Below are 26,961 nucleotides of genomic sequence, written 5' to 3'. Positions count from 1 at the left end.
TCCCGGCGCCTACCGTTGCCTTCGGCCCGCTCGCTTCGCTCCCGGCGCCTAGATGCTGACCCGACTCGTCCGCACCTACCTCTCCCGGTACCGCATCAACGTCGCGCTCGTCATCGTGCTGCAACTGCTGGCGACCATCGCGATGCTGTACCTGCCGAGCCTCAACGCCGACATCATCGACAACGGTGTAGCCCGCGGGGACACCGGCTACATCCTGCGCATCGGCGGCTGGATGCTGCTGGTGAGCGTCGCCCAGATCATCGTGACGGTGACCGCGCAGTACTTCGGCGCGCGCGCCGCGCTCGGGGTCGGGCGCGACATCCGGGGCGACCTCCTGCATCGGGTGAACTCCTTCTCCGCACGCGAGGTCGGCACGTTCGGCGCGCCGTCGCTGATCACCCGCACCACCAACGACGTCCAGCAGGTGCAGCTGCTCATCGTGATGAGCAGCGCGATCCTGGTGATGGCGCCGATCATGTGTATCGGCGGGATCGTCATGGGCGTTCGGGAGGCGCCGGCCCTGTCCTGGGTCATCGCCATCGCGGTGCCCATCCTCGGGGTGTCGATGGGGGCCATCATCGCGAAGATGATCCCCGGCTTCCGCGCGATGCAGGAACGGATCGACAACGTCAACCGCGTCCTGCGTGAACAGATCACCGGCATCCGGGTTGTGCGGGCGTTCGTGCGAGAAGACTACGAACGCAAGCGTTTCGCGGTCGCCAACGACCACCTCGCCGACGCGACCCTGCACGTCGGCCGGTTGATGGCCCTGATGTTCCCGGTCGTCATGGTGATCACCAACGTCACCATCGTCGCGGTGATCTGGTTCGGCGGGCACGCGGTCTCCGACGGTTCGCTGGAGATCGGCGCACTGACCGCGGTGATGAGCTACGTGATGCAGATCCTGATGTCGGTGATGATGGCGTCGTTCCTGGCGATGATGGCCCCGCGCGCGGCGGTCTGCGCCGAACGCATCTCCGAGGTCCTCGCCACCGACACCTCGGTCCATCCGCCGAGTGAGCCGATCGGCTTCGCCACCCACCCCGGCACCGTGGAGTTCGATGCCGCCGAGTTCCGCTATCCCGGCGCCGACGACCCGGTGTTGAGCGGCATCGACTTCCGCGTCGAGCCGGGCACCACGACTGCGATCGTCGGCTCGACGGGGTCGGGCAAGACCACCCTGGTCGGGCTGGTGCCGCGGCTGATCGACACGACCTCCGGCGCGGTCCGGGTCGGCGGCACCGACGTCAAGCGACTCGATCCCGATGAGCTCCGGTCGGTCGTCGGGCTGGTGCCCCAGCGGCCGTACCTGTTCTCGGGAACAATCCGCTCGAACCTGCTGCACGGCAAGGCCGACGCCACCGACGACGAGATCTGGGAGGCGCTGCGCATCGCGCAGGCGGAGGACTTCGTGTCCGCGATGCCCGACGGTCTGGACACCAAGGTGTCCCAGGGCGGTACGACCGTCTCCGGCGGGCAGCGGCAGCGCCTGGCGATCGCACGCGCCCTCATCCGGCGGCCCGCGATCTACCTCTTCGACGACTCGTTCTCCGCGCTCGACCTGACCACCGATGCGCGGCTGCGCGCCGCACTGCGCCCCGCCACCCGCGACGCCGCGGTCATCGTCGTGGCGCAACGCATCTCGACCATCGTCGACGCCGAGCAGATCGTCGTGCTCGATCGCGGCCGGGTCGTCGGCCTCGGTACCCACGACGAGCTGCGGCAGTCGTGCCCGACCTATGCCGAGATCGTCGAATCGCAGATGGCGATGGAGGAGCGCTCATGACCCGGCCCGGAGGCCCGCCGATGGCGGCCGGACCCGAATCCAAGCCTCGCTCGTTCTGGCCGTCGGTCAAACGCGTTGTCGCACAACTTGCGTCGTATCGACTGCTGATGTCGATCACGCTCGCGTCGCTGGTCGGCTCGGTCGTGCTGATCGCGATCGCGCCCCGCGTGCTGGGGTACGCCACCGACCTCGTCTTCGACGGCGTGATCGGCCGCACCCTGCCCGAGGGGCTCACCAAGGAGCAGGCGGTGGCCGGTCTCCGCGAGAGCGGTGACGACACGTTCGCCGACATGGTCTCGTCGATGAACGTGACCCCCGGCGTCGGAGTGGATTTCGGCGCCGTGGGGCGCGTGCTGCTGATCACCCTCGTGCTGTACGTGGTGTCCTCGGCGCTCGCCTGGCTCGCCGGGTACCTGCTCAACATCGTCGTCGTCGGCACCATCCGCCGGCTCCGCGACGACGTCGAGGCCAAGGTGCATCGGCTGCCGCTGCGCTACTACGACACGATGCCGCGCGGCGAACTGTTGAGCCGGGTGACCAACGATCTCGACAACCTGTCGCAGAGCATGCAACAGACCATCTCCCAGTTCGCCAACTCGGTGCTGACGGTGATCGCGCTGCTGATCATGATGATCTGGATCTCGCCGCTGCTGGCGCTCATCGCGGTGGCCACGGTGCCGCTGGCGATCATCGCGACCGGCATCATCGCGAAGCGTTCGAAGCCGCACTTCTCGGCCCAGTGGTCGTCGACGGGCGCGCTCAATGCTCAGGTCGAGGAGGCCTTCACCGGGCATGAGCTGGTGACCGCCTTCGGCCGTCAGCGCGAGATCGAGGCGACCTTCGACGAGCGCAATGAGAAACTGTACGAGTCGAGTTGGCGCGCGCAGTTCATCTCCGGCGTCATCATGCCGACGATCATGTTCCTGGGAAACCTCAACTACGTGGCGGTCGCGGTCGTCGGTGGTCTGCGCGTGGCGTCGGGCTCGCTGAGTCTCGGTGAGGTGCAGGCGTTCATCCAGTACTCGCGGCAGTTCACGCAGCCGCTGACGCAGATCGGTTCGATGATCAACCTGATGCAGAGCGGTGTCGCCTCCGCCGAGCGGATCTTCGACATCCTGGACGCCGACGAGCAGTCGCCCGACGCCGCGAATCCGAAGACGCCCGCCGAGGACAAGGGACTCATCGAGTTCGACGACGTCTCCTTCCGCTACGTCGAGGACAAGCCGCTGATCGAGAATCTCAGCCTGGTGGCGCGCCCCGGGCACATGGTCGCGATCGTCGGCCCGACCGGCGCGGGCAAGACCACCCTGGTCAACTTGATCATGCGGTTCTACGACGTAGATTCCGGCGCCATCCGGGTCGATGGCGTCGACTCCACGGACATGACGCGAAACGACTTGCGCGAGCGCACCGGCATGGTGCTGCAGGACTCGTGGCTGTTCGGCGGCACGATCTACGACAACATCGCCTACGGCGATCCCACCGCCTCGCGAGAGGAGGTGCTCGACGCCGCCCGGATGAGTCATGTCCACCACTTCGTGCGCACCCTCCCCGACGGCTACGACACCGTGCTCGACGACGAGGGCGGTGGCGTGAGTGCCGGTGAGCGGCAGCTCATCACGATCGCGCGGGCCTTCCTCGCCCGGCCCACGATCCTCATCCTCGACGAGGCGACGAGCTCGGTCGACACCCGCACCGAGCTGCTCATCCAGAAGGCGATGGCCAATCTGCGGTCGGATCGCACGAGTTTCGTCATCGCGCACCGGCTCTCCACGGTGCGCGACGCCGACGTCATCGTCGTCATGGAGGACGGGCACATCGTCGAGCAGGGCAACCACGACGAACTGCTCGCCGCCCGCGGCGCCTACTGCCGGCTGTACGAAAGCCAGTTCACCGGGGCCATCGAGGCGGGCTGAGTAACCCAACCGCTCCCTGAGGAGCGCCCGGAGCTTGCGGAGGGCGCGTCACGAAGGGTCACGCCGGCCGCTCGTTGCGCGCCGCCCGTTCGACGATGGTGGCGATGCGTTTGGTCTTGGTCTCCGGCCGCTTCGCCAGGGCGAGCTGCGACAGTCCGAACTTGCGCGCGCTGGGCGGGAAAGCATCCCAGTTGGCACGCGCGACGGGATCGGCGTCCAGGGCGGCGGCGAGTTCGGGTGATTCGATGAGCGCCTCGGCGTCGTCGAACAGCGTCCACAGGCCGCGGGCCTGAGCGTCGTCGATGACGGCCTGCCCGGCGGGCTGGATGCGGCCGGCGGCCGCGAGGTCGGCGACCCGCGCCTTGTTCGACGCCGACCATCCGCTGTTGCGACCGCGCCGGGTGAACCACATGCCGCGGCGGTCGGAGTCGATCACACGGGTGTGACCGTCGATCCACCCCCAGCACAGCGCTTCGCGCACGCACTCGTCGTAGTCGAGCGGTTCCCGGCCCGAACCCCTGCGCAAGAACACAAGCCACACCCCCGGCGAGGTCTCATGGTTGTCGCGCAACCACTCTCGCCAGGCCTCGACGGTGTCGAGGCTGAGCTTCGGCGCGTCCGGGTCGGCCATGTGTTCACCCTAATGACCTCGGCCTTCTCTCGGTACAGTTGAGCCGTGAACGAGATCGTCGACTTCGCCGAGAGCTACTGGTGGCTGATCTTCCCGGTCGGCGCGGTCGTCGGCGGGTGGGCCGGTTCGATCGGCAAGTACAACGAGAAGCGACGCAAGGACAAGATCGAGCTCGCCCGGATCAAGGCGAACGCCCAGACCGAACAGCTGAAGCTCACGACGACCTCGGCCGACCAGTTGCGCCGGGTCCGTAAGCAGCACGACGCGCTCAACGAGAAGTGGTTCGCCTACGAACTCGATCTCGCCACACTGATCGAGTACCCGCTGATGACCGACATGCGCGAACCGTTGACGCTCGCCTTCCACCGGGCCCGGGTCCGCGCGGATGATCTACGGCCCGAATCGGATTCCGCCTCCATCGCCACGGCCGAGACCCCGATGTCCCCGGCCGATTTCGCCGAGTACCGCGACGCGGTTGGCGACTACGCCGCCGCCTTCGACGCTGCCGAGCGAGAGGCGCGGCGTCGCAAGCAGACCGGGTTCTCCCCAATCGAACGAGAGGCACTCGACCGGGCGCGCAAACTCATCAACGTCGCCGCCGACACCGGCGCCACGCCGGCCGAGAGGCAGGCCGCCTACAAGAAGGTCCGTGCCGAGCTCGACGGCATCATCGACGTTCCCCGGGTGGCGGCCGCACATCTCGAACAGCAGATCGCCGGCGCGCTGGAGCGCGGCTCGGACTGAACGTTCCGGGTCGATCAGAGGTCCGGGATCGGGAGATCCAGGTTGGGCGCGATGATCCCGCCGTCGACCTCGAGGATCTTGCCGGTGACGTACGCACCGGCGGGCGACGCAAGGTAGAGGGCCGCCGCGGCGATGTCCTCCGGATCACCGAGGCGGTGCAACGGCGTGGAGGTCTCGACCTCGGTGCGCATCCCTTCGTCGCCGGCGACGATCTCCAACGCCGAGGTCAGGATGGCGCCCGGCGCGATGCCGTTGACCCGGATCTTCGGGTTCAGATCCATCGCCGCGATGCGGGTGTAGTGCGCGAGAGCGGCTTTCGCGGTGCCGTAGGCGGCATAGGCGCGGCCGGGCACGCGGCCGACCGCGGAGGTGATGTTGATGATCGACCCCTGGCCGGTGGTCGCGAGGATCTGCTTGGCGCCGGCGACGACCAGCGCGTGCGCGTTGCCGACGTTGAAGTCGAAGGCGTCCCGCAGGTGCTTGGGACTGGTGTCGAACAACGGCCGCGGCATCGCACCGCCGACGTTGTTGACCACGGTGTCGAGGCGACCGAACTCGTCGACCGCGGTCTGAGCGAGTGCCGCCGCGGCGTCGGGATCGGCGAGATCCACGGCGACGGCGTGCGCCCGTCGGCCCGCGGCACGGATGCGGTCGGCGACCTGCGCGAGGTCGGACTCACTGCGGGCCGCGATCACCGCGTCGCCGCCCGCCTCGGCGAAGGCGACCGCGATCGCCGCCCCGAGTCCCCGGCTCGCGCCGGTCACGATGGCCACCTGGTCGTCTATCCGGAATCTGTCGAGAATCACCCGTTGACCATGCCACGGCGAGGCACGAAACGAGAACGTGTTCTAGAAATCGGCTGAAACCGGCAGGTCACCCGGGCTCAGTAGTCGCGGTTTGTGGTCACCACGGACAGGAGTTCCTCATTCGCGACGAATCGGCGCAGGTTCTCGGCGACCCACGGCGCGAGCTCACGCGTCAGCCCCGACGCCGGGTTGGCGACGTGCGGGGTGATGATCACGTTCGGAAGCGACCAGAGCGGATGGTCGTCGGCGGGCGGTTCCGGATCGGTCACGTCGAGCGCCGCCCCCGCGATCTGCCCGTCGACCAGCGCGCGGTGCAGCGCCTCCTCGTCGACAAGGGGCCCGCGCGCGACGTTCACCACCCACGCGTGTGCGGGTAGTGCGGCGAGGCTCTCGGCGTTGATCATGTGCCGCGTCTCCGGCGTCGACGGCGCGGCCAGCACGACGTGGTCGAACGTCCCCCACAGCTGATCCAACTCATTCGACCGCCGGACCTCGTGCGCGCCGGGCACCTCGCGCCCGGACCGGTTCACCGCGACGACGCGAGCGCCACATGCCCGAAGACGCGGAGCGAGGGAGGCGCCGATCCCGCCGGCTCCGACGATGGCGACCGTGGAACCGTGCAGCGACCGGACCGCGGTGTCGATCCGCTCCTTGTCCCAGTGGCACAGGACGGCGGTATTGATCTTTCGGAGCCCGGCGAGGAGTAGAGCCAGTGCGTGTTCGGCGACGTTCTCCGCATAGAAGCCGGACGCATTGGTCCAGATCCGACGGTCGTCGAGGACGTCGGCGGCCACGAAATCCTCGATCCCCGCGGTCTTGAGCGCCACCCATTCGACGGCGTCCGGCAGCTCTGGGAACTCCCCGGGCGGCCCGATCCACACCAGCACCCGGGCGTCGTCGAGACCGACGATCTGGCCGCCCGCACCTTCGATCGCGGCGACCAGGTGCTCGTCGCGGACGGGTTCGACGGCCACCGCCACCGGCGTCATCGGGCCACCGATCGAGCCGCGGTGGTCGCGAGTTCGTCGGCGATCTCGTTGAAGTGATCGCCGGCATGCCCCTTGACCCAGCGCCACTCCACCTGATGTCGCTTCTCCTCCTCGACCAGACGACGCCAGAGATCCGCGTTCTTGACCGGCTTGCGATCCTTGGTCTTCCAGCCGTTCGCCTGCCAACCGTTGACCCACTTCATGATGCCGTTGCGCACGTAGGTTGAATCGGTGTAGATGATGACGGTCGACGGCCTGGTCAGTGCCGCCAGGCCTTCGATGGCGGCCGTGAGCTCCATCTTGTTGTTCGTCGTATCCGGCTCCGACCCGGAGATCCGCTTCTCGGTGCCCTTGTATCGAAGCACCGCGCCCCAGCCACCCGGGCCCGGGTTGCCCAGGCAGGCACCGTCGGTCGAGATCTCGACGACGGCCGAGCCGGCCGCCGGATCTGCGGAGGAGCCGTCGGTTGCCTGTTTCGCGGAAGCTGTCACGCAGGGAAGCCTACGGCAGCCGCGACCCCCGATCGCAGGCTCACGGCTAGGGTGGAGTCATGGTTGTGTGGGACCCGACACGCTATCTGCAGTTCGCCGACGTCCGTGCGCGTCCGTTTCTCGACCTCATCGCACAGATCCCGACCAACCCGCTGTCGGTGATCGACCTGGGTTGCGGACCGGGTCATCTCACCAAGCACCTTCGGGCACGCTGGCCGTCGGCGGAGATCCTGGGCATCGACGATTCGGCGGAGATGGTCGATCGCGCGATCCGCGACAACACCGATCCGCATGCCAACTACGACGCCGCCGACGTCTCGCAGTGGACGCCTCACCGGCCGGTCGACCTGATGATCTCCAACGCGATGTTTCAGTGGGTACCCGACCACCTCGACGTCATCGACCGACTGCTCGGCCACCTCACCGACGGAGGCGCGTTCGCGCTGCAGGTGCCCAACAACACGGACTCCCCCACCCACTCTGTCCTCGCCGATCTCGCCGCGACCGAGCCGTATCTGGGAGCTTTCGGCGACCTGCGGGCACTGCCCCGACTCGACGCCGAGATGTACCTCGAGTTCTTCGCCGGCCGCGGTTACCACGCCGACGCCTGGGAGACGACCTACTTCCACGTGCTCGACGGACAGGACCCCGTGTTCGACTGGATGTCCGGCACCGGCGCCCGCCCGTACATGCAAGCGCTGTCCGACGAACTCCGGGTGCAGTTCGTCGCCGATCTCAAGCAACGCCTCGCCGAGGCCTATCCCCGACGCGAATGGGGCACGGTCCTGCCCTTCCGCCGCACGTTCGCGGTGGCCACCCGCCGCTGATCCGCTGGGCGCCACGATCCAGATCCCAGAGAAACAACTCCCCCACCGCTCCCTGAGGAGCGCCCGGAGCTTGCGGAGGGTGCGTCACGAAGGGTCCGGCGACGGAGGTTGCAAGACCCTTCGTGACGCTCGCAAGCTCGCTCCTCAGGGAGCAGGAGGAAGGCTCGCAAGCTCGCTCCTCAGGGAGCAGGATTAAGGCTCGCAAGCTCGCTCCTCAGGGAGCAGGAGGAAGGCTCGCAAGCTCGCTCCTCCCGGGTCACGCACCGGCCTCGGTTTGGCATCGACGCTTCTCCCAGCTGACACTTCTGCAACACTGACACCACCTGTCATCTCCCAGGGGGTACATCCATGCGTCGACGCAGCCGGATTCGTCTGCGCCCGGTCCGCCGCGTGCTCGCAGCCGTCGCGATCGCCGCCCTCACGGGCGGCCTGCTCGCCGCTGTGTCCGCACCCGCCGAAGCCGCGGTCTGCAACGCCACCGGCATCACCGGGGGCGATGTCGGCAGCACCGGCAGTTCGGGGTCCAGCGAGCTCGGGTGGGGCAGTCTCGACTTCGGCAGCTATCGGGCGGGTGGGAAGAAGCCGCAGGGCCCGCTCCCGAAGCTCACCGGCGCCAGCAAGGCCATCTCCTGGGTGACCGGTCCCCGCAGTCCCGCCCGCACCGACACCCGTTTCGGCATCACCGCGACCGACGTCGGCGTGCCGTGGGACAACGGCTCCGGTCAGATCCTGATGGCCTTCGGCGACACCTGGGGCAGATGCGCGGGACAGATGACCTGGAAGCACAACACGATGCTGCGCAGCGACGCGACTTCCGACCTCGTCAGGGGAATCCGATTTCCGAACGCCGTACCCGGATCGGTCCGGTCGGGCGCGTCGGTGACACCGGCCCACCCGACGTGGGCGCAACCCATGTTCAACGCGGTCGGGGTGCGCAACATCGAGGTCGGGCGGATTCCCACCGGCGGGATCTCGATCAACGGCACGCAGTTCGTCAGTTTCATGTCGATCCACCGGTGGCTTGGCCCAGGCCGCTGGAACACCAACTATTCGGGAATCGCCGTGTCGCACAACAACGGTCAGACCTGGACCGTCGACAACAACACCCTTCGCTGGAATGCCGACCTGACGATCCCGGGCGTCCCCCAGGTGACGCGTGGCCACAACCGGTTCCAGATGGGCGCCTTTCTGCGAAGTGGCGAGTACATCTATCAGTACGGCACTCCGAACGGGCGTTTCGGCTCTGCTCACGTGGCCCGTTTCCGCCCCGCCGACATCCTGAACCTCGATCGATACCAGTACTTTCGCGGCGGCACGGGCTGGTCGTCGAATCCGGCCGAGGCCACGCCGATCGTCGCCGGCCCGGTCAGCGAGATGTCCGTGGCGTACAACGCATTCCTCGGCCGGTTCATCATGCTGACCGAGCGATCGGGGACGATCGTGATGCGCACGTCGCCGTCACCCGTGGGTCCGTGGAGCGGCGAGCGGGTGCTCGTCTCGCACAAGCAGTCCAGCGGTCTGTACACGCCCTACATCCACCCTCGATCGTCGGGTAGGGACCTCTACTTCGTCGTCTCCCGGTGGGACGACTACAACGTGATGCTGATTCGGACCGACCTGTCGAAGGTACGTTCGTGAGCCGGCGAATCGTGCTGATCCGCGCGGTGAACGTCGGCGGCGCGAAACTCCCCATGGCCGAATTACGTGATCTGGCAGCCGATCTCGGGGCAACGGAAATCTCGACCTACATCGCGTCGGGGAACCTGATCTGTTCGCCGCCCGCCGACCCCGAGCGGTTCGACCGCGCGCTCGAAACCGCGCTGCAGGATCGCTACGGCTGGTTCCGGGAGGTCATCAGCCGCTCGCCCGAACAGGTCCGGGCCGCGCTCGAGGCGCATCCGTTCGACGTCGTCGACGACAAATACTCCTACGTCTACTTCCTGACCGGCGAACCGGCGCGCGACAAGGTGGCCGCGTTCGAACGCAAGGACTTCGGCGACGATGTGGTCCGCGTCCTCGGGTCCGACCTGCACATCCGCTACGCCGACGGGGCCGGACGATCGACCCTGACCGCACCGGTCATCGCGCGCGGCCTGGGTGTACAGGGCACCGGCCGTAACCTGCGGACCGTGCGCACACTGCTGGAACTCGCCGGCCCCTGAGTGTCGCCCGGTGGCCGGGCTCCCGGCACGGGCGTAGCGTCGGAGAAGTCATCAGGACGAACCAAGCGAACCGCGAACGAGACATTCGCGTCGAGAGGAGTCCGCACATGAGTCAACCGGTCCCGCCGCCCCCACCTCCGCCCGAGCCCGTGCCTGCGCCCGAGCCCATCCCGGAGCCGCCGCCGGAGCCGCCGATTCCCGTTCCGACCCCGCCGCCGGCTCCCGACCCACAGCCGGCTCCCCCGCAGCCGGACCCGCCGCCACGGCCGACGGTGATCTGACCGTCAGCCGCGCGACAGCACTCGGGCGACGCGGTCGAGGTCGGCGAGCTGTTCCTCGCGGGGGGCCTCCCATAGCTTCTTCGGCAGCTTCTCGAGGTCCTTGATCCCGGCTTCGGCTCGGTCGAGGGTTTCGGTCGCCTCCTCGCCACCGAGGTCCACCGATGCGATGAGCCGGTCGTCGAGTTCGAAGACCGCGTCGTCGAGGCGGTTGCGTGCCGCGACGAGTTCGTCGTCGTGCGGGATCGCCGGGTTGGCATGCACGTCGGCGATCGCGTATCGAATGCGCCGATGCAGCAGTGCTTCCCGGGTGTTGTCGGTGGCCCAGCTCTCCGGCGCCCGACCCGGTCGGCCGGGAATCAGGTCGGTGGATCGGGCGAAGGTGCGCACCCGTTTGTCCGAGTCGTACGCGAACCAGGCGGCGCCGCCGAGGATGAACAGGGCAACCACCACAGTGGCCACGATGATGATGACCGCGATCATGTGGTCAGCCTACTCAGGACGACTGCACTCCCTTGGGCGCCTTTCCCGACATGAAACCGAACAGGTATCCGGCGACGCGTCGCATCTGGATCTCGTCGGCACCTTCGGTGATCCGGTAGCGCCGATGGTGCCGGTAGATGTGCTCGAACGGCTCGTGCCGCGAGTATCCGCGTCCGCCGAACACCTGCATCGCCTGGTCGGCGGCATCGCAGCACAGCCGGTTCGCCTGGTAGTTGCACATGGAGACCTCGGCCGACGCGGCGAACGGCCCGTAGGTGTCCATCTTCCAGGCGGTTTCGCGGATCAGCGCCCGGATCATCGCGCACCGGGTGTGCAGGTCGACGAGCGGGAACTGGATCGCCTGGTTCGTCGAGAGCTTCTTGCCGAACGGCGCGCGCTCGTTGGCGTAGGCCACCGCACGGTCGACGCAGTACTGGGCGGCACCGAGACTGGAGGCCGCCTGCCGGATGCGGTTCTCGTTGAAGAAGTGCTGCACGACCTGCAGGCCGGCTCCCTCCGCCCCGAACACCGCGGAGTTCGGCACCCGGACGTCCCGCAGCGTGATGTGCGCGTGGTCGGTGGGCATGTTGAACGTCCAGAGATATTCCTCCACGGCGAAACCCGGATCCTGCGGGTCGACGAGGAACGCCGTGATGCCGCGGGCCTCGCCCGGTTCGCCGCTGGTGCGCGCGAAGATGATGTCGCGATGGGCGGCGTGGATACCGGTGTTCCACGTCTTCTCGCCGTTGATGATCCAGTCGTCGCCGTCGCGGACGGCGGTCGTCTCCATCCACGTGGCGTCGGAGCCGTGGTCGGGTTCGGTGATGCCGAAGGCGAAGAACTTCGTACCCGCGGCCAGGCCCTCCACCCATTCCTCCCGCTGCTCGGGGGTGCCGTACTCGAGCATGAGGAGCAGCCCGATGTTGTTGCCGACGATGGCGTGCTCGTTCTGCAGATCGCAGTGCAGCCCCAGACCTTTCGACGCCAGGTGCTCGCGGATGATCGCCATCGCCAGGTTCGATCCGTCCCGACCACCGAACTCGGACGGGAAGGGGTAGCGGAAGTGGCCGGCCGCATCCGCGCGTCGTCTCGCCTCTCCCAGAAGAGCTTCCCACTCCTTGTTCGGCAAACCACCACGCTCCCAGTCTGTTCGGGAGTCCTCGCGCCGATGGTCGAAGAAGCGGATGTTGTCGTCGGTCTGCTCGAGGGGAATGATCTCCGCCTCGATGAAGGCATCGAGTTCGGCAAGATAGTCGGTCAGCGACTCGGGCAGTGCGAAGTCCACGATGAACCCCTCTCGGTTGGGATCGGATGTCCGGCGGTCACGGGTGAGGGACCGCGAAGTACTTGGGGTTGGCGACCAGGAGTCGCGCCCGTACGTCGGCGACAACGGCGTCAAGGACCTTCGGGTCGGTGCCGTCGAGTTCGCCGGAACGCAGGGCCTCGCACAGCGCGTGCTGATCAGTGACCCCGAGCGCACTCAGACGTTGCGCGCTCGCTTCGGCGTCCCGTGCACCGGTGAGCATCTGTCGACGCACGACGTCGACGACGTTGCCGGCCACTCTCGTATGGAAACGCACCTGCGGCGACAGGTCTGCCTGTACCGCGTCGGACCGCAGGAATTCGGTGAGCGCCTCGAGTAGTTCGACTGCAGTCGGTGAACCGTAGAGATCGTTGTCCGGTTCCTCGCCCGGCGCCTCGGCCAGCGGATCGGGTACCGGTCCCGGCGACACGAGACCCAGGTCGAGCAGTGCGTCGAACTCCTGCTCGGCACTTCGGCGTCCGATCGCGGCCAGTTCGACGGATCGTTCGACGCCATCGAGGTGCCGGGCGGCCTGCACCGCGCAGATCAGTCCCCACTTGACGGTGGCGTAGAGCTCCCACCAGCGCAGGGCTTGTTCGGTGGGACGCCAACCCGCCTCGCGCGCATAGGCGTCGAGGAGCGAGGTCCGGTCACCCATCCCGGCCACGGGCGTCGACCCTCCGAAACGCCACGCCTTCGCACATAGCCAACCTAGGTCCTCGACGGGATCGCCGAGGTGCACCAGTTCCCAATCCAGAACCGCCGCAACTCCTTCGGCGTCGACGAGCAGATTGCCCAGCCGGAAGTCGCCATGCACGAGCGTGTGCCGTGGTGACGGTTCGGGTCGGTTGTCCGTGAGCCACTGGGTGGCCAGCACCAGGCCGGCCGGCATCGCATCGAACTCGCGTGGGAACAGGTCCCGCAAACCGTCGATCGGATCGCCGAGATCACCGAGACCGGGCGTCTGTGCGACGTCTATCCGGTGGATACGTGCGAGGATCTCGCCGCACTGATCGACGAATCCGGCGCGCGCACCCTCGTAGGCATCGTCTCGCAGAATGCGCCGCGGGATGGATTCTCCGTCGATGAAATTCATTGCCAGATAGGGGAATCCCAGCGCGTTGTCGTCCTCGTCGAATCCGGCGTCGAGGATCTCCGGCACCGGCACCCCGGCGTCGGCGGCGGCACGCAGGACCTGTGCCTCGGCCCGCAGTCCGCCGTCGTCGGTTGCAGCGGGAACCGCGCGGATGATGATCGGCTCGACCTGCCCGGTTCCGTCGACGAGGGTGGCCGCGTACGTCGCCCTGCTCGCGCCCGTCGGCAGGAGTCTCGCGCCCTCGACCAAGAGCGTGCCACCACGCTTGTCGCCGAGCCGGGACGCGATCTTCGCGGCGACACCGTCCGCTTCCGGTACTCCCACGCCCGATCCGTCCCTTCGCACCGTCGCCCGGCGGATGTAACCGCCACCACAGCGAAGCTAGCACGGGATCTGAATCCGGCCTCAGAAATCCGGGCCCGGAGTCTCAGTACTTCGGTGCCTGGAACTCCGGTTGGTCGATGATCCGCACCCACGATCCGTCGGCCTGCCGCGCCACCACCTGCGCGCGGGCACCTGCACCATCACGGGGTGGAGTCGACGTGAGTGCAAGATCGTCCCCGAATACCAGGGTCGGCAACGGCGGTTCCGGCGCGAAGGTCGGCCGGTGCGCCAAGACCGATGCCCAGAGATCCCGGATCGCGGCCCGTCCGCGCGTGACCTCACCGGGCGGATACGCCATCACCGCGTTCTCGTCGTACAGCGAGGCCACGGCCTCGGCGTCCCCGGCGTTGGAGAACTCGACGAAGAGTCTCGTCAGGTTCTCGGGCGTTCGCGCGGTCTCGTAAGTGGTCATTGTCGCTCCTCTCGATGTCGTCTGGGTCCATGCTGCTGCCGGGAAACAAATAAGTCCAAGTGATGCTGCATATCGTCGGTATCATTCTGAGTTATGGAACTTCGCCAACTCGAGTACTTCGCGGCCGTCGCCGAACAGGGCAGCTTCACCGCGGCAGCGGCGCATGTCCACACGACCCAGCCGAACATCAGCGCCCAGATCCGCACCCTCGAGCGAGAACTCGGCTCCGTGCTGTTCGATCGCACCGGGCGTGCGGTCCGATTGACCGAGGCGGGACGTGCAGCGCTCCCGGCCGCGCGCGACACCCTGGACGCCGCCGGGCGGGTTGCCGGCGCGGTCGCCGAGGTCGGCGGGCTGCTGCGTGGGAGTCTGTCGATCGGAATGGTGGAGGGTTGCACGATCGCACCCTTGTTCGCCGCTCTGGGTACCTTCCGGTCGGCTCACCCACAGATCGAGATGAGCCTTCGCGAGTCGCCCTCCGCGGACCTCATCACCTCGGTCGACCGCGGACACCTCGACATCGCCCTGGCCGGTTACGGAGACGATCTCCCGCCCGGGGTCGAGTCGCTGACGATCATCGCCGAGCGGGTCGTCGCAGTGTTTCCGACGAGGAGCCGGCCCCGGGGCCGCACCGTCGATCTCGCCTCGCTGCGCGACCGATCGCTCATCTGCCTGCCCCGCGGCGCGGGTATCCGAAGCGTGTTCGACGCTGCGGTGTCAGTGCAGGGGGGACCGATCCGGCCCGCGATCGAGGCCTCGTCGCCGGACGCCATCGTCGAGTTGGTCTGCAGCGGAATGGGAGTCGGCATCCTCAGCGAGTCGATCACCGCGGCCGACGACCGTGTATACGCCATACCCATTCGCGGCGTCGACGCCACCGCGCACCTCGGTCTGCTCTGGAGGTCAGGTCCGTCCAGCGCCGCAACACGTTTCGTCGACATCGCCCGAGACGCCTTCGGAAAGAATGATTGACCTCGTTGCTCGGGGAGCGGTGGCTCAGCATGTCCCCCCGCTCCCTGAGGAGCGAGCTTGCGAGCGTCACGAAGGGTCCTGGTGAGATGCGTGGCAGACCCTTCGTGACGCGCCCTCCGTAAGCTCCGGGCGCTCCTCAGCTCAGGGAGCGATGGGGGGTCGCTTGTTTCGGATCAGGGACCCGAAGTCTCGCGGTCCTTCGTGTCGAGCACCCCCTTGACCACCACGCTCGTGGGGTCGGTGGGCTTGCCGGCGATGAGGTCGCCGATGCTCAGACCCCAACGGCCCCAACGGTCGTCGAAGCTCTTCGCGCGGGCCCGCGCTTTCTCCGCCTTCGCCGGTGCGTACCGCCGGCTCGCCCACGCCGAGTGCGGTCGGGCCAGCCGGATGGCACCGGCCCAGGCGAACACCGGGATGAAGACGCCGACGATGGCGGTGGAGAACTTGCCCTTGAGCACGCACAGGATCGCGCACGCGACGTTGATCGGCACCGTGGCCACCAGCGCGACGGGACCGATTTCCACGTCCGCGTCGTCGAGCGGGTTGAACCCGAGCACCGCCATGCCCAGCGCGGCTACCGTCAGCGCCACCACCTGAACCGAGAGCTGGCCCTCCGGTGACCAATACACGTCCTGCAGACGCAGGATCAGTGCGAACTCGTCGAGCACGAGCGAGGCGCCGACACCGATCAGCACCGCACTGATCTCCGCACCGGGCGACACCCCGTTGACACCCACCGAGAGGAAAGCGCCGACGATCGTCAGGATCAGACCGGGCACCATGTGGTGCACGTGCACGCCGTCCGAGACGTTGTTGCGGAAGGGGCCCTTGCCCGCCCGGATGAGTCGGGTGATCACCCGCGTGACGATGAACGTGATGACGAACGACGCGAACAGCAGGAACAGCGGCAGTCGCTGGTGCGTGAGCTCGTCGAGGAAGTTCACCGGGCCACCGTCGGCGTCAGCCGGGGACGATGCCGGTGCGGCGCTGCTCGATGATCAGGCAGCGGTCCTCGACGTACAGCAGACCCGCATCCTCGGCGATCGCCCGCGCCTCCGCCGAGATGATCCCGAGCTGCAGCCAGAGTGCGGTCGCGCCGGCGGCGACGGCCGCCCGGGCGACGTCGGCGCACTCGGGCCCCGGGCGGAACACGTCGACGAGGCCGACCTGTTCCGGGATGTCGGCCAGGGTGCGGTACACCTTCTCCCCGACGATCTCGTCGGCCGCGGGGTTCACCGGGATGATCCGCCAGCCACGGTTCTTCATGTACGCCGGCACCTCGTTGGCGGCCTTCGACGGATTGGCGCTGGCACCGACCACGGTGATCGCGTCGTAGGTGGACAGGATCTGCTCGACGACATCGTCGGTGTTGCTGGGGGCGGTCATCCCACGAGTGTAGGTGGATGCGGGCGAGTCATCGGAGTACTCCGTGCACGACGATCGCGCTCAGCTGATCGGCCCACGCGGCCTCGAAGTCGCGATTGTCGAGCAACAGCGCATGCAGCATCGCCGCCCCGCCGACGACCTCGATGAGCCGATCCGGATCGACATCGGGATGCACCTCGCCGCGATCGACCGCGATCACCAACCGGTCGCGGAACGCGCCGAACACCTCCGCGAACCCGGCGTGCACACGCGCCGCCAGCTCGGGTTCGGCAGCCATGTCCGAGATGAGACCGGGCAACGCCGCGCGGGTCACGGGACTGGCGAACAGGTCACGCGCCGCCGCGACCATGATGCGGATGTCGGCGGCGACCTCACCGCTGGACGGTGGCAGCCGCATCATCCGGGAGAACGCGACGTCATGCACCAGCTCTGCCTTACCCGTCCAGCGACGGTAGAGCGCGGTCTTCGTGGTGCCCGCGCGTTCCGCGATCGCGGCCATGGTGAGCTTGCGGTATCCGACATCGACGAGCAGTTCGGCGGCGGCGTCGAGCACCGCGGAGTCGATCCGCAGGTCGCGCGGTCGGCCCGAGACCGACTCCCCCGTCCCAGCACTCATCACTCGCCGACTTCCCGTCGAAGATTTTCGCCAAGTCGCTGCGGGCCGCCCGACCGTTCTGCTGTCATAACGCTACTCACCGTAGCGAATCTCTCGCTGCCGAACACAGGGGGTGCCATGGCCACCGAGCCCGCCGTCGAGCAGGTCGACCATCTGCAACGTTCGAGCCGGGACAACACCTCTGTCCCGGACACGCTCGCGCGCTGGCTCACCGAGCAGGACGACACTCCCGACGACACCCCCGCCGTCACGGTCGCGGCGGGCGGCGACAGCAACGGCATGTCGTCGGAGACCATTCCCGTCTCCGTCTCGTGGCCCGGCGAGCCCACCCGGCACTGGGTGATGCGGATGGCGCCGTCGACCACCGACGTCCCCGTGTTCCGTTCCTACCGAATGGATCACCAGTACGAGACGATGCGCTTGATCGCCCGGCTCAGCGACGTCCCGGTCCCGGCCGTGCACCACCTCGAGCCGACCGGCTCGCTGCTGGGAGCCCCGTTCTTCCTCATGGACCGGTGCGAGGGCGAAGTCCCACCCGATGTCATGCCGTACACGTTCGGCGACAACTGGTTCGGGGACGCCGCCGAGTACGATCGCCGGCGGGCCCAGGAGTCCGCGGTCGGCGTGATCGCCGCCCTGCACTCGATCCCCGACGCGGCCCGGCAGTTCGACTTCCTCTCCGACGACCTACCCGCCGGTGACACTCCCCTCGCTCGTCTGCTCGCCTGGTTGCGGGACTGGTACGACTTCTCGGTCGAGGGGATCGGGCGCTCGCCTCTCGTCGAGCGGGCGCTCGCCTGGCTCGCCGACAACTTCCCCGACGATGCCGCGAACGCCGAACCGGTGCTGTCCTGGGGAGATTCGCGCATCGGGAACATGATGTTCGTCGACTTCACCCCGACGGCAGTACTCGACTGGGAGATGGCGCGCACCGGCCCCCGCGAACTGGACATCGCCTGGGTGATCTTCGCACACCGGGTCTTCCATGAGCTCGCGACGATGGCCGGCCTTCCCGGATTGCCGGACCTGCTCCGCGAGAACGACGTCCGCGACACCTACCGCGAGCTCACCGGAGACGAGTTGGGCGACCTGCGCTGGTTCTACGTCCATGCCGCGGTCCAGTGGTGCTGTGTCTTCATGCGGACCGGCGCCCGCCGCGTGCACTTCGGCGAACTCGAACGTCCCGACGACGTCGACGGCACCCTGTTCTACCACCGACCACTACTCGAACGACTCCTCGAGGAGGACTGACCACATGAGCCAACGCGGCCTGGGGCCGATGGACGAGTATCCCATTCACCAACTGCCACAGCCGATCGCCTGGCCGGGCAACAGCGATCGCAACTTCTACGACCGTGCGTACCTCAACGCCCACGACCGCAGCGGCACCATCTTCCTCATCACCGGCATCGGTTACTACCCCAACCTGGGTGTGAAGGACGCGTTCGTGCTGATCCGGCGGCGGAACCCGGACGGCACCGACACCCAGACCGCGGTGCACCTCAGCGACGCGATCGACGACAACCGGCTCGAGCAGCGCGTCGGCAACTATCGGCTGAGCATCGAGAACCCGCTGCGCGCGCTGCACCTGACGCTGGACGAGACCGAGGGCATCGCCCTGGATCTCCACTGGGAGGGCCTGTTCGACGCACTGCTCGAACAGCCGCACGTGATGAGGCAAGGCGCGAAGGTCACCCTCGACGCGCAGCGGTTCGCGCAGGTCGGCAGCTGGCGTGGTTCGATCACCGTCGATGGCGAGGACATCGTCGTCGACCCGTCGACCTGGATCGGCACCCGTGACCGTTCGTGGGGAATCCGGCCGGTCGGCGAGCCCGAGCCGGCGGGGCGACCGGCGGATCCACCGTTCGAGGGCATGTGGTGGCTGTACGTCCCCATGGCCTTCGACGACTTCCAGCTCGTCCTCATCCTCCAGGAGGACCCCGACGGTTACCGCACACTCAACGACTGCTCGCGCGTGTGGAAAGACGGCCGCGTCGAGCAACTGGGCTGGCCGAACGTCTCGGTCCATTACGCCCCTGGCACCCGGGTACCCACCGGTGCAACGATTTCCACGACCGGGGCGGGGGGATCCTCGGTGACGCTGGAGGTGGAGTCCCTGCTGCCCGTGCCCATTCATGTGGGCGGCGGTTACGGCGGTGACCCCGACTGGACCCACGGCGCCTGGCGCGGAACGGACTTCACCGAACGCCGCACCTACGACATGACCAGTGCCGAGATCGTCGGTCGCATGCCGTTCGGCGTGATCGATCACGTCGGACGCGCCGAATGCCGGGAGTCCGACGGCACCACCCGCACCGGCTGGGGACTCTTCGAGCACGGGGCACTCGGCCGGCACGACCCCTCCGGGTTCGCCGACTGGCTCAGTGTCGCACCGGAGTGAGAAGCGACTAGTTCGACGCGCGTAGCCGATACCCCATGCCGCGCACCGTCTCCAATCGGTGAGAACCGATCTTGTTCCGGAGGGCGCGCACGTAGACGTCGACCACGTTCGACGCCGGGTCGAAGTCGTAACCCCAGACGTGGCCGAGGATCTGTTCGCGCGAGAGCACCTGATCGGGGTGACGCAGGAACACCTCCAGTAGTGCGAACTCGCGCGCGGTGAGGTCGAACGTCTCCGCACCCACCCGGGCGCGCCTGGACTTCAGATCCAACCGAAGATCCCCGGCGGACAACAGGTTCTCCGACGCGACGGCCGAGTCGTCGACGAGTCGTAGCCGGATGCGGGCGAGCAGTTCGGCGAACTGGAAGGGCTTGGTCATGTAGTCGTTGGCACCGCCCTCGAGGCCGTTGACCGTGTCGCTCACGCTGTCCCGGGCGGTGAGTACGACGACGGGCGTCGTGATCCCCTCGCCGCGCATGGAATACAGGACATCGAAGCCATCCATCGCCGGGAGACCGATGTCGAGGACGACCATGTCGAAACCGCCGCTGCGCACGGCCTCGAGCGCCGACAAGCCGTCGGACACGTGCTCGGTGCTGTAGCCGGCCGCACGCAGTCCGTTGCCGATGAACGAGGCGATCCTCGCGTCGTCCTCGGCGATCAGAACCCGGCTCATCGCCGCTCTCCTTCTGCTGGCACCGACGGCGCTGCATCGGTGTAGGGGGTCGTGTCGGGAACCGGGACGTCGATGCCGAACGTGGCACCGTGACCGGGAATGCTACGTACCCAGGCGATCCCGTGATGGGCGTCGGCGATGGCCCGCACGATCGCCAGCCCCAGCCCGGCGCCGGACGCGTGCTGAGGCGCCGACGCCGACTGCCCGCGCTGGAACCGCTCGAAGATCCGCGCCGCGTCCTCCTGCTCGACCCCCGGGCCGTCGTCGGTGATCCAGATCGACAGGTGTCGCTGCGCTCCGACGCCGGCGAAGCGTGAGCCCAGCTGGATGACGGAACCGGCATGGGTGTGCCGAACCGCGTTGGAGGCGTACTGCAGCATCGCCTGGGTGATCCGGTCGTGATCCACCACGCAAGGGCCCTCGGCGACCTCCATGAGCAACCACTGCCGGTCACCGAGCGGTTGCACCTTTGACTCGATGTCGAGCATCAGCTGAGCCGCGTCGGTCGGCCTGGCCACCACGAAGTCGGGTTGCTCCGACTTCGCCAGCATGAGCAGATCGCCGACGATGCGGCCCATCCGCCCCAGCTCGCTGTCCACGAGATCGAGGGTCTTGCGCCTCTCCTCCGGATCGTCGGGCAACAACTCGAGATGGCCGCGCACGACCGTGATCGGAGTCCGCAGTTCATGTCCGGCGTCGTCGACGAACTGCCGCTGCGTCGTGTAGGCATCCTCGATACGGTCCAGCATCGCGTTGAAGGTCTGGGCCAGCGCGGCCACGTCGTCGCGTCCGATGACCGGGACCCGTGCGGTGAGGTCGTTCTCGCTGATCTCCGCGGCGACCATCCGCACACTGCGGACCGGCGCCAGGATCCGGCCCGCGACCAGATACGCCACGCCGGTGGTGACGATCATCCCGGCCAGGCCGACGATCGCCAGCACCCGCATCGTGCGGTCGACCAGTTCCCGGCCCGGGTCGGTGTAGATGCCGACGATGAAGGTCCCCGGCTGCGACGCGCCCGACGCCGGGTCGGCCGAGCCGCCGCCGACGGGCGTCAGATCCACCTTGCCCCAGCGGATCTCACCATGCGCAGTCATCAAGACCCCGGCCGCCCCGCTCTGCGCCCGCAGTTCGTCGAGGACGCGACGCCCCTCGCCCGGGGCCGGCCAGGCGTTGCCCGGCAGTTCGAGGATCTCGGTGTCGCCGACGACGCCGGCCATGACCTCGCCCTCTCCGGCCGACTGCCGCGACAGGAACACCTCGAGCAGTCGCGACACCGAGGTGAACGGTTCCGTCGTCGTCGGATCGACCCCCTCGGACGCGAACGTCCGGAACTCGCTCGCCTCCTGCGCGACGTAGTTGTTCACCCGGGTGTCGACGTCACGGAGCAACAGGTTGCGCGTCACCACGAACACCACCACCAGCAGCAGGAACGTGGTGAGCATGATCCAGGCCGTGATACGCCAACGCGCCGAGAGCGCGGGGCGCTGACGCACACCCGCACTCTCGGCTGGTCTCGCTGTCGCGTCGTCAGTCGTCCTGGCCGTCATCGATGTCATCGTCCCAGTCGTCGTTCTGGTCGTCCCAGTCGTCGTCGTCCCGGCCGTTGTCGTCCCAGTCGTCATCACAGTCGTCGTCGCGATGGGCCGCGTTGACGTCGCACCAGTCGTCGTCGTCCGAACCCAGGTTCGGTGGGACGGCCCGCTGCACCGGCGCGCCGGCCGGGACCTGGGGAACCGGGGCCGCGGCCGGGGTCTGCACCTGCGCGGGAGCAGTCTTGGCCTCCGGTGTCTGGGACACGTCCACGGACACGGCGTCGGAGGCCAGGCTGGGCTCGGGCGAACGGATGAGGAAGAAGCTGGCGGTCACGACGGCAACCGCGAGCGCACCGAGGGCGATGGTGGCGAGTACTCGTGAGAAGTTCATGTCAACGACTCTGACGGACGCCGGTGAGGCGTCCATGAGTCGAAGATGAAGGTTTTTTCATCTACGAACTGCGTGCACCGACGTCAGGAACTCGTCGATGCGGGGCCACGTCTGCTCGACCGCAGCGGACCCGGCGATCAATCCCAGATGGCTGGTCTCCACCGTGGTGAACTCGACGCGCGGCGCCCCGGAGAGCAGCCCCACCCCGTGGTGGGCGGCGGCCCAGCTGACGATCGCGTCGCGGTGACTGCCGAACAGCGCGACCGGTACCGCCACCTCGGCGAGGTCGACGACTCGACCGCCGAAGTCGAGCACCCCGTCGGCGAGTTCGCCGCGCATGATGAAGTTCTCCCACATCTGCTCGGACACCTTGCCCGGATAGCCGGGCATCGTCTCCTGGAAACGGTCGATGGCCTTCATCCGGGTCAGCGCGTCGGTGTCGTCGGCGTTGCGCAGGATGTAGCCCGGCTTCTTGAGTTCGCGCTGCCAGGCCGTGCCTCGATAGGCGAGGCGGACCAGCGGCGCGGGGATCCCGCCGAGCGCTCGCAGCGCCATCGTCACCGGCGCGGTGCCGACCGGTTTCATCAGCGTCTTGACCAGCGGATACGGCGGGACTTTGGAGTAATCGAGAGGCGTCCCGACCGCGACGACCGACGCCACCGGCAGGTCCGGGTTCGCGGCAGCGGTCAACAGGCTGATCGTCCCGCCGATACTCCACGCGAGCAGATCGACTCCTGCGGAATCTCGCGACGTTCCGGCGGCCGGGTCATCGGCGCTGCCGTAGAAGTCTGCGACGGTCGCGGCGACGGCCCCGGGGACGATGTCGTCGAAGAAGTCGGCGAACCCGAGGTGCCGGTCGGCGCGGGTCATGTCGCCGAAGTCGAGCACGTACGGAACCCGGCCGGTCGACAGGAGGAACTGCACCACCGACAGCCCGTCGGCGAGGTCGTAGCACGATGTGGACACCGCGAGCGGCGGGATCAGCAGCACCGGCCGCCGTCCCGTGCCGACGGCTGCGATCACCTCGTCGTCGGTGCCGTACCGCCGCAGCGTGCGGTGCGGTGCGTCGGCGATCACCGTGTGCGGCGTCTCGTGGGACTCGCCGATCTGTCCACCACGTGCCAGATGGACCAGCGTCGCGACGCCGTCGAAACCACCCACCCCTACCTCCCAGTCTTCGTCCGGGGACATTCAACACACCCCGCCCGGGTCATGCCCGGGCGGGGTGTGACCGTTTGGTGCACGACACCCGCGGGTACCGGATCCGACGAGGCACCGATGCCGTAGTCGGTGCGTACAAGGAGGTACACGGCCATGGCCGAAGAACTGAACGGCACCACCATCGCTTTCCTCGTCGCCCAGGAGGGCGCCGAGCAGGTCGAACTCACCGAACCGTGGAAGTCGGTCGAGGCGTGCGGCGGCAAGCCCGTCCTGGTGTCCACCGACTCCGGCACGGTGCAGGCGTTCAACCACCTCGACAAGGCCGACACCTTCCCCGTCGACACCCCTCTCGAGGACGCCCGCGTGATGGACTTCGACGCGCTGGTCCTGCCGGGCGGTGTCGCGAACCCGGATTTCCTGCGAACCTCGGAGCCCGCCGTCCGCTTCGTGCGCAGCTTCTTCGATGCCGGCAAGCCGGTCGCGGCCATCTGCCACGCGCCCTGGACCCTGATCGAGGCCGACGTTGTCCGCGGCCGCACCCTCACGTCGTTCCCGAGTGTGCGCACCGACGTCATCAACGCCGGCGGCACCTGGGTCGACGAGGAGGTCGTGACATGCCGCGACGGGGACAACGTGCTGATCACCAGCCGCAAGCCCGACGACCTCGCCGCCTTCAACGCCGCGATCGTCGCCGAGTTCGCGCGCACGAATGTCGCGAGCTGACCGCCCCGTCGGGGACGTCAGACGACGGACAACGGTGCAGATTCCCTGCCGGTCAGGGTGAGCAACGCCTGCTCGCCCTGACCGGTGAGCAGTGCGGTGGCGGCCGCCGTCGACAGCGCTGACGCCAGCACCTCGGCCGGCAGCGGGAGATCGGAACCGATCGCCCGCGAGATGTCGAGACCGTGCACCGCGAGTTCGAAGGTCCGGGTGGGCAGGTAATCGGACAGCATGATGCCGCCGAACGGCGTCGTCAGGGGCCGATCCCCCGTTCCCGCAAGGGCGTCGACGGCCTGTGCGCGCCGCTCCCGGACCCCGGCGCGCGGGTCGTTCCCCAGGGACAGCCCGGCGTCCACTCCTCGCTGTCGGACCGACGCGGGGTCTCCGTAACCGCGGATCGATGCGAAATAGGCCGCGGTCGAGGTCAATTCGACATCACCAGCGGGCTCGGCCAGGTAGGTGACGACCGTCGTCAGCGATCTGCTCGCGTGTCCGACGAGCGATCGCAGCGACCATTCGCCGAGACCGGGTCCGTCCCAGCGATCGTCGGCGATCAGGTCCACCAACCGCGTCAGATGCTCGGCACCGGCCGTGAAGTCGTCGATCGCACGCGTCAGGGTTTCCTCTGCCATCGTTCCCTCCGCCATCTCAGTCCTTCGGAGTGCCGGCGGTCGTCGACGACGTCCCGCTCGCGGTCGCTATCTTGCGGACACGGTCGTAGAGGAGGGCGATGGTCGCGGCGAACACGATGACGCCGAGGATCTGTGCCCAGGTCCCGAAGCCGTCGCCGACGATCGCCAGCGCCGAGTCGTCGCCCGTGGCCGCCACGATGCCGGCGAAGACCACGCCGAAGAGCGCCTCGCCGACGATCAGGCCGGTGGCCAGCAGGACACCCATCCTCTTCTTGTGTTCCACTGCGCCGCCGCTGCGTTCGGCCCAGCGGTTGTAGTAGTGACCGATGAAGGCGCCGATCGGGATGATCAGGACCACCGACATCGGCAGGTACATGCCCATCCCGACAGCCAGCGGCGGCAGCCGGAAACGCCCTGCGCGACCGAGGAGTTCGTCGATAACGATCACCACCGCGCCGATCAGGGCGCCGATTCCGACGAGTCCCCAGTTCAGGTCCGCCCCGAGGACACCTTGCGCGAGGGTCGTCAGCAACCCGGCCTGCGGTGCCGCGAGCGCGTCCTCGGTGGCACCCGGCGCGCCGACGAACCCGAAGGCCTCGTACATCAGCTGCAGGATCGGCGGGATCACGGCCGACCCGAACAGCACGCCGATGATCAGCGCCACCTGCTGTTTCCACGGTGTCGCCCCGACGAGTTGACCGGTCTTGAGGTCCTGCAGGTTGTCATTGGAGATGGTCGCGACGCCGAAGACGACCGCGGCCGTGAACAACGTGTAGGCGATGAGCGCGTCGGTCTGCGAGTCGTCCGCCGGCCCGAAGGTCAGCTTCACGAGCAGTGCGGCGATGAGAACCACCAGGATGCCCACGCCGGAGATGGGGCTGTTCGACGACCCGATCAGGCCCGCCATGTACCCGCACACCGACGCGACCGCCAGTCCGATGACGAACACGAAGACGATGCTGACCACGATGATCCCGGTGGCACTGCCCTCCAGAACCGTGTCGCGCACGAAGTCCCACAACAGGATTCCGATCGGGATGAGCAGCACGAGGATGCTGCCGCCGACGATGTTGATCGGCATGTCCCGCTCGGTGATGTCGACCGTGACCCCCTCCCGACGCGATCGCGAGGAGACCATGGCCGCCCGGATTCCCCGCACGATCGGACCGATGACCTTGATCAGCGTCCAGACGGCCGCGATGGCGATCGCCCCGGCCCCGATGAGTCGCACGTCGTTGGCGAAGATCGAGCTGACGGCGTCGCCGAAATCCTCCCCCGCCGTGCGCCCCTGGGTCTCGATGGGCAGCAGTACGACGTAGGAGATCACCACCCCGACGAGCATGGCGATGCCCACGGTGATCCCGACGAGATGGCCGATGCCGATCAGCGACATCGACAACCCGGCACTGAACAACGTTCCGCCCGTGCCGATCCTGATCGTCGTCGAGATCGAATCGCTGAGGACCTGGAGTTTGGTGAGCAGGGCGAAACCGGCCGACGCGAGCGAACCGATGACGATCGTGCGCAGGCCGGCCTTGTTCTCCGCGGCGCCGCCCGCGGAATCGCCGACCTTCAGTACCTCTGCTGCCGCAACGCCTTCCGGGTAGGGCAGGTCGGAGCCGGTGACCAGCGCGCGCCGTAGCGGGATCGAGTACATGACGCCGAGGATTCCGCCGATCGCGCACACCGCCACCGTGATCCAGTACGGAAAGCCCGTCCACCATCCGATGATGACCAGACCAGGTATGACGAAGATGATCGCCGACAGCGTGCCGGCGGCCGACGCGATCGTCTGGACGATGTTGTTCTCGACCACCGAGTGGTTGGCGAAGTACCGCAGAATGCTCATCGAGATGACGGCGGCCGGGATCGCGGTGGCGAACGTGAGGCCCACCTTGAGGCCGAGGTACACGTTGGCGGCCGTGAAGACCAGCGTGATGATGCCACCGAGGACGGCACCTCGGAGCGTCAGTTCTCGCAGGTTCGCCGTGGCCGGAGGCGCAGTCGCCATCTGGTCCCTCCCAACAGTCGGGTCCTGCGACCGGCGGTCGGTCGGACGGTGGATCATCCGGGCATTCGTCGATCCACCTTAGGCCCGGATGACCACTCGCGCTGCGACTTCCCGCGCAGCCGGGGTCGGTTCGCGTGTCGCGTCGACGCACC

At 67.8% G+C, this 26,961-nt stretch carries 27 protein-coding genes; 10 read left to right on the top strand and 17 right to left on the bottom strand.

Annotated elements, in window-relative coordinates; all coding sequences use genetic code 11:
- Positions 1-52: 52 nt before the first annotated feature.
- Both ACFVHY_RS06345 and ACFVHY_RS06340 read left to right on the top strand, forming a co-directional pair.
- Positions 53-1,786 (top strand): ABC transporter ATP-binding protein, encoded by a 1,734-nt coding sequence (locus tag ACFVHY_RS06345; RefSeq protein ID WP_280360273.1) that lies wholly within the window; start codon positions 53-55, stop codon positions 1,784-1,786.
- Positions 1,783-3,702 (top strand): ABC transporter ATP-binding protein, encoded by a 1,920-nt coding sequence (locus ACFVHY_RS06340; RefSeq protein ID WP_390269765.1) that lies wholly within the window; start codon positions 1,783-1,785, stop codon positions 3,700-3,702. The genes ACFVHY_RS06345 and ACFVHY_RS06340 overlap by 4 nt, the downstream gene beginning before the upstream one ends.
- A 58-nt stretch (positions 3,703-3,760) precedes the next feature.
- Here ACFVHY_RS06340 and ACFVHY_RS06335 read toward each other — a convergent pair whose 3' ends face one another.
- A complete protein-coding gene (locus tag ACFVHY_RS06335) occupies positions 3,761-4,333 on the bottom strand; it encodes a YdeI family protein (RefSeq protein ID WP_390269763.1) in 573 nt (190 codons plus the stop codon).
- A gap of 45 nt (positions 4,334-4,378) precedes the next feature.
- Here ACFVHY_RS06335 and ACFVHY_RS06330 point away from each other — a divergent pair, with 45 nt between their 5' ends.
- Entirely contained in the window at positions 4,379-5,077 is a 699-nt protein-coding gene (locus tag ACFVHY_RS06330) for a hypothetical protein (RefSeq protein ID WP_390269760.1), read from the top strand.
- Positions 5,078-5,091: 14 nt separating this feature from the next.
- On the opposite strand, the gene ACFVHY_RS06325 is transcribed toward ACFVHY_RS06330, so the two are convergent.
- The 3 genes from ACFVHY_RS06325 to rnhA form a co-directional block, all read right to left on the bottom strand.
- A complete protein-coding gene (locus ACFVHY_RS06325) occupies positions 5,092-5,883 on the bottom strand; it encodes an SDR family oxidoreductase (protein ID WP_390269757.1) in 792 nt (263 codons plus the stop codon).
- A gap of 77 nt (positions 5,884-5,960) precedes the next feature.
- Positions 5,961-6,872, bottom strand: a complete 912-nt coding sequence (locus ACFVHY_RS06320) for a D-isomer specific 2-hydroxyacid dehydrogenase family protein (protein WP_390269754.1) — start codon at positions 6,870-6,872, stop codon at positions 5,961-5,963.
- Positions 6,869-7,363: a ribonuclease HI gene (rnhA, locus tag ACFVHY_RS06315; RefSeq protein ID WP_068971454.1), complete on the bottom strand. Its 495-nt coding sequence runs from the start codon at positions 7,361-7,363 to the stop codon at positions 6,869-6,871. Before rnhA ends, ACFVHY_RS06320 begins: the two co-directional genes overlap by 4 nt.
- 59 nt (positions 7,364-7,422) lie before the next feature.
- Here rnhA and ACFVHY_RS06310 point away from each other — a divergent pair, with 59 nt between their 5' ends.
- The 3 genes from ACFVHY_RS06310 to ACFVHY_RS06300 all read left to right on the top strand — a co-directional run bounded on the left by ACFVHY_RS06310 (position 7,423) and on the right by ACFVHY_RS06300 (position 10,352).
- The gene (locus ACFVHY_RS06310; protein WP_226511846.1) at positions 7,423-8,190 is read left to right on the top strand and encodes a methyltransferase domain-containing protein; all 768 of its coding nucleotides are present in this window, start codon (positions 7,423-7,425) and stop codon (positions 8,188-8,190) included.
- A gap of 348 nt (positions 8,191-8,538) precedes the next feature.
- Positions 8,539-9,828 (top strand): DUF4185 domain-containing protein, encoded by a 1,290-nt coding sequence (locus ACFVHY_RS06305; RefSeq protein ID WP_390269750.1) that lies wholly within the window; start codon positions 8,539-8,541, stop codon positions 9,826-9,828.
- Positions 9,825-10,352 (top strand): DUF1697 domain-containing protein, encoded by a 528-nt coding sequence (locus ACFVHY_RS06300; RefSeq protein ID WP_259936614.1) that lies wholly within the window; start codon positions 9,825-9,827, stop codon positions 10,350-10,352. Before ACFVHY_RS06305 ends, ACFVHY_RS06300 begins: the two co-directional genes overlap by 4 nt.
- Before the next feature lie 284 nt (positions 10,353-10,636).
- Here the strand turns inward: ACFVHY_RS06300 and ACFVHY_RS06295 are convergent, their stop codons facing one another.
- The 4 genes from ACFVHY_RS06295 to ACFVHY_RS06280 all read right to left on the bottom strand — a co-directional run bounded on the left by ACFVHY_RS06295 (position 10,637) and on the right by ACFVHY_RS06280 (position 14,308).
- Positions 10,637-11,113, bottom strand: coding sequence for a hypothetical protein (locus tag ACFVHY_RS06295; protein ID WP_065629435.1), 477 nt, complete (start codon positions 11,111-11,113; stop codon positions 10,637-10,639).
- A 13-nt stretch (positions 11,114-11,126) separates the two neighbouring features.
- Positions 11,127-12,398 carry an acyl-CoA dehydrogenase family protein gene (locus ACFVHY_RS06290; protein WP_058252783.1) on the bottom strand — a complete coding sequence of 424 codons (1,272 nt, stop codon included), beginning with the start codon at positions 12,396-12,398 and terminating at the stop codon, positions 11,127-11,129.
- A 37-nt stretch (positions 12,399-12,435) separates the two neighbouring features.
- On the bottom strand, positions 12,436-13,836 hold the full coding sequence (locus tag ACFVHY_RS06285; protein WP_390269745.1) for a phosphotransferase family protein: 1,401 nt from the start codon (positions 13,834-13,836) through the stop codon (positions 12,436-12,438).
- A gap of 103 nt (positions 13,837-13,939) precedes the next feature.
- The gene (locus ACFVHY_RS06280) at positions 13,940-14,308 is read right to left on the bottom strand and encodes a YybH family protein (protein ID WP_390269742.1); all 369 of its coding nucleotides are present in this window, start codon (positions 14,306-14,308) and stop codon (positions 13,940-13,942) included.
- A gap of 93 nt (positions 14,309-14,401) precedes the next feature.
- On the opposite strand from ACFVHY_RS06280, the gene ACFVHY_RS06275 reads away from it, so the two are divergent.
- Positions 14,402-15,280: a LysR family transcriptional regulator gene (locus ACFVHY_RS06275; RefSeq protein ID WP_390269739.1), complete on the top strand. Its 879-nt coding sequence runs from the start codon at positions 14,402-14,404 to the stop codon at positions 15,278-15,280.
- Positions 15,281-15,453: 173 nt separating this feature from the next.
- On the opposite strand, the gene ACFVHY_RS06270 is transcribed toward ACFVHY_RS06275, so the two are convergent.
- Genes ACFVHY_RS06270 through ACFVHY_RS06260 form a run of 3 tightly spaced genes read right to left on the bottom strand, consistent with a single transcriptional unit; the run spans position 15,454 to position 17,282 of the window.
- Entirely contained in the window at positions 15,454-16,224 is a 771-nt protein-coding gene (locus ACFVHY_RS06270; protein ID WP_390269736.1) for a hypothetical protein, read from the bottom strand.
- Positions 16,225-16,240: 16 nt separating this feature from the next.
- On the bottom strand, positions 16,241-16,666 hold the full coding sequence (locus tag ACFVHY_RS06265) for a CoA-binding protein (protein WP_058252786.1): 426 nt from the start codon (positions 16,664-16,666) through the stop codon (positions 16,241-16,243).
- Between the two features lie 28 nt (positions 16,667-16,694).
- Positions 16,695-17,282 carry a TetR/AcrR family transcriptional regulator gene (locus ACFVHY_RS06260; protein ID WP_390269733.1) on the bottom strand — a complete coding sequence of 196 codons (588 nt, stop codon included), beginning with the start codon at positions 17,280-17,282 and terminating at the stop codon, positions 16,695-16,697.
- A gap of 117 nt (positions 17,283-17,399) precedes the next feature.
- On the opposite strand from ACFVHY_RS06260, the gene ACFVHY_RS06255 reads away from it, so the two are divergent.
- Positions 17,400-18,533 (top strand): phosphotransferase family protein, encoded by a 1,134-nt coding sequence (locus ACFVHY_RS06255; protein ID WP_390269730.1) that lies wholly within the window; start codon positions 17,400-17,402, stop codon positions 18,531-18,533.
- Positions 18,534-18,537: 4 nt separating this feature from the next.
- Entirely contained in the window at positions 18,538-19,683 is a 1,146-nt protein-coding gene (locus ACFVHY_RS06250; RefSeq protein WP_390269727.1) for a hypothetical protein, read from the top strand.
- Between the two features lie 7 nt (positions 19,684-19,690).
- Here ACFVHY_RS06250 and ACFVHY_RS06245 read toward each other — a convergent pair whose 3' ends face one another.
- Genes ACFVHY_RS06245 through ACFVHY_RS06230 form a run of 4 tightly spaced genes read right to left on the bottom strand, consistent with a single transcriptional unit; the run spans position 19,691 to position 23,446 of the window.
- On the bottom strand, positions 19,691-20,359 hold the full coding sequence (locus tag ACFVHY_RS06245) for a response regulator transcription factor (protein ID WP_065629444.1): 669 nt from the start codon (positions 20,357-20,359) through the stop codon (positions 19,691-19,693).
- Entirely contained in the window at positions 20,356-21,909 is a 1,554-nt protein-coding gene (locus ACFVHY_RS06240) for a sensor histidine kinase (protein WP_390269724.1), read from the bottom strand. The genes ACFVHY_RS06245 and ACFVHY_RS06240 overlap by 4 nt, the downstream gene beginning before the upstream one ends.
- Positions 21,890-22,285 carry a hypothetical protein gene (locus tag ACFVHY_RS06235; RefSeq protein WP_390269721.1) on the bottom strand — a complete coding sequence of 132 codons (396 nt, stop codon included), beginning with the start codon at positions 22,283-22,285 and terminating at the stop codon, positions 21,890-21,892. The genes ACFVHY_RS06240 and ACFVHY_RS06235 overlap by 20 nt, the downstream gene beginning before the upstream one ends.
- 57 nt (positions 22,286-22,342) lie before the next feature.
- Positions 22,343-23,446, bottom strand: a complete 1,104-nt coding sequence (locus ACFVHY_RS06230; protein ID WP_390270358.1) for an alpha/beta hydrolase — start codon at positions 23,444-23,446, stop codon at positions 22,343-22,345.
- A 153-nt stretch (positions 23,447-23,599) separates the two neighbouring features.
- Between ACFVHY_RS06230 and ACFVHY_RS06225 the strand changes: the two genes are divergently transcribed.
- Positions 23,600-24,169 carry a type 1 glutamine amidotransferase domain-containing protein gene (locus tag ACFVHY_RS06225; RefSeq protein WP_058252794.1) on the top strand — a complete coding sequence of 190 codons (570 nt, stop codon included), beginning with the start codon at positions 23,600-23,602 and terminating at the stop codon, positions 24,167-24,169.
- Positions 24,170-24,186: 17 nt separating this feature from the next.
- On the opposite strand, the gene ACFVHY_RS06220 is transcribed toward ACFVHY_RS06225, so the two are convergent.
- Together ACFVHY_RS06220 and ACFVHY_RS06215 are read right to left on the bottom strand one after the other, a co-directional pair.
- Complete coding sequence (locus ACFVHY_RS06220) at positions 24,187-24,798, bottom strand: maleylpyruvate isomerase family mycothiol-dependent enzyme (RefSeq protein WP_390269718.1); 612 nt, start codon at positions 24,796-24,798, stop codon at positions 24,187-24,189.
- Positions 24,799-24,814: 16 nt separating this feature from the next.
- Complete coding sequence (locus tag ACFVHY_RS06215) at positions 24,815-26,809, bottom strand: OPT family oligopeptide transporter (RefSeq protein WP_065629512.1); 1,995 nt, start codon at positions 26,807-26,809, stop codon at positions 24,815-24,817.
- Positions 26,810-26,961 lie beyond the last annotated feature (152 nt).

Source organism: Gordonia sp. NPDC127522 (genome assembly GCF_042672305.1).
GTDB classification, from domain to species: Bacteria; Actinomycetota; Actinomycetes; order Mycobacteriales; family Mycobacteriaceae; genus Gordonia; species Gordonia hongkongensis.
The sequence above is the reverse complement of the archived record's forward strand: the minus strand, read 5'-3'. Positions and strand labels throughout refer to the sequence as shown.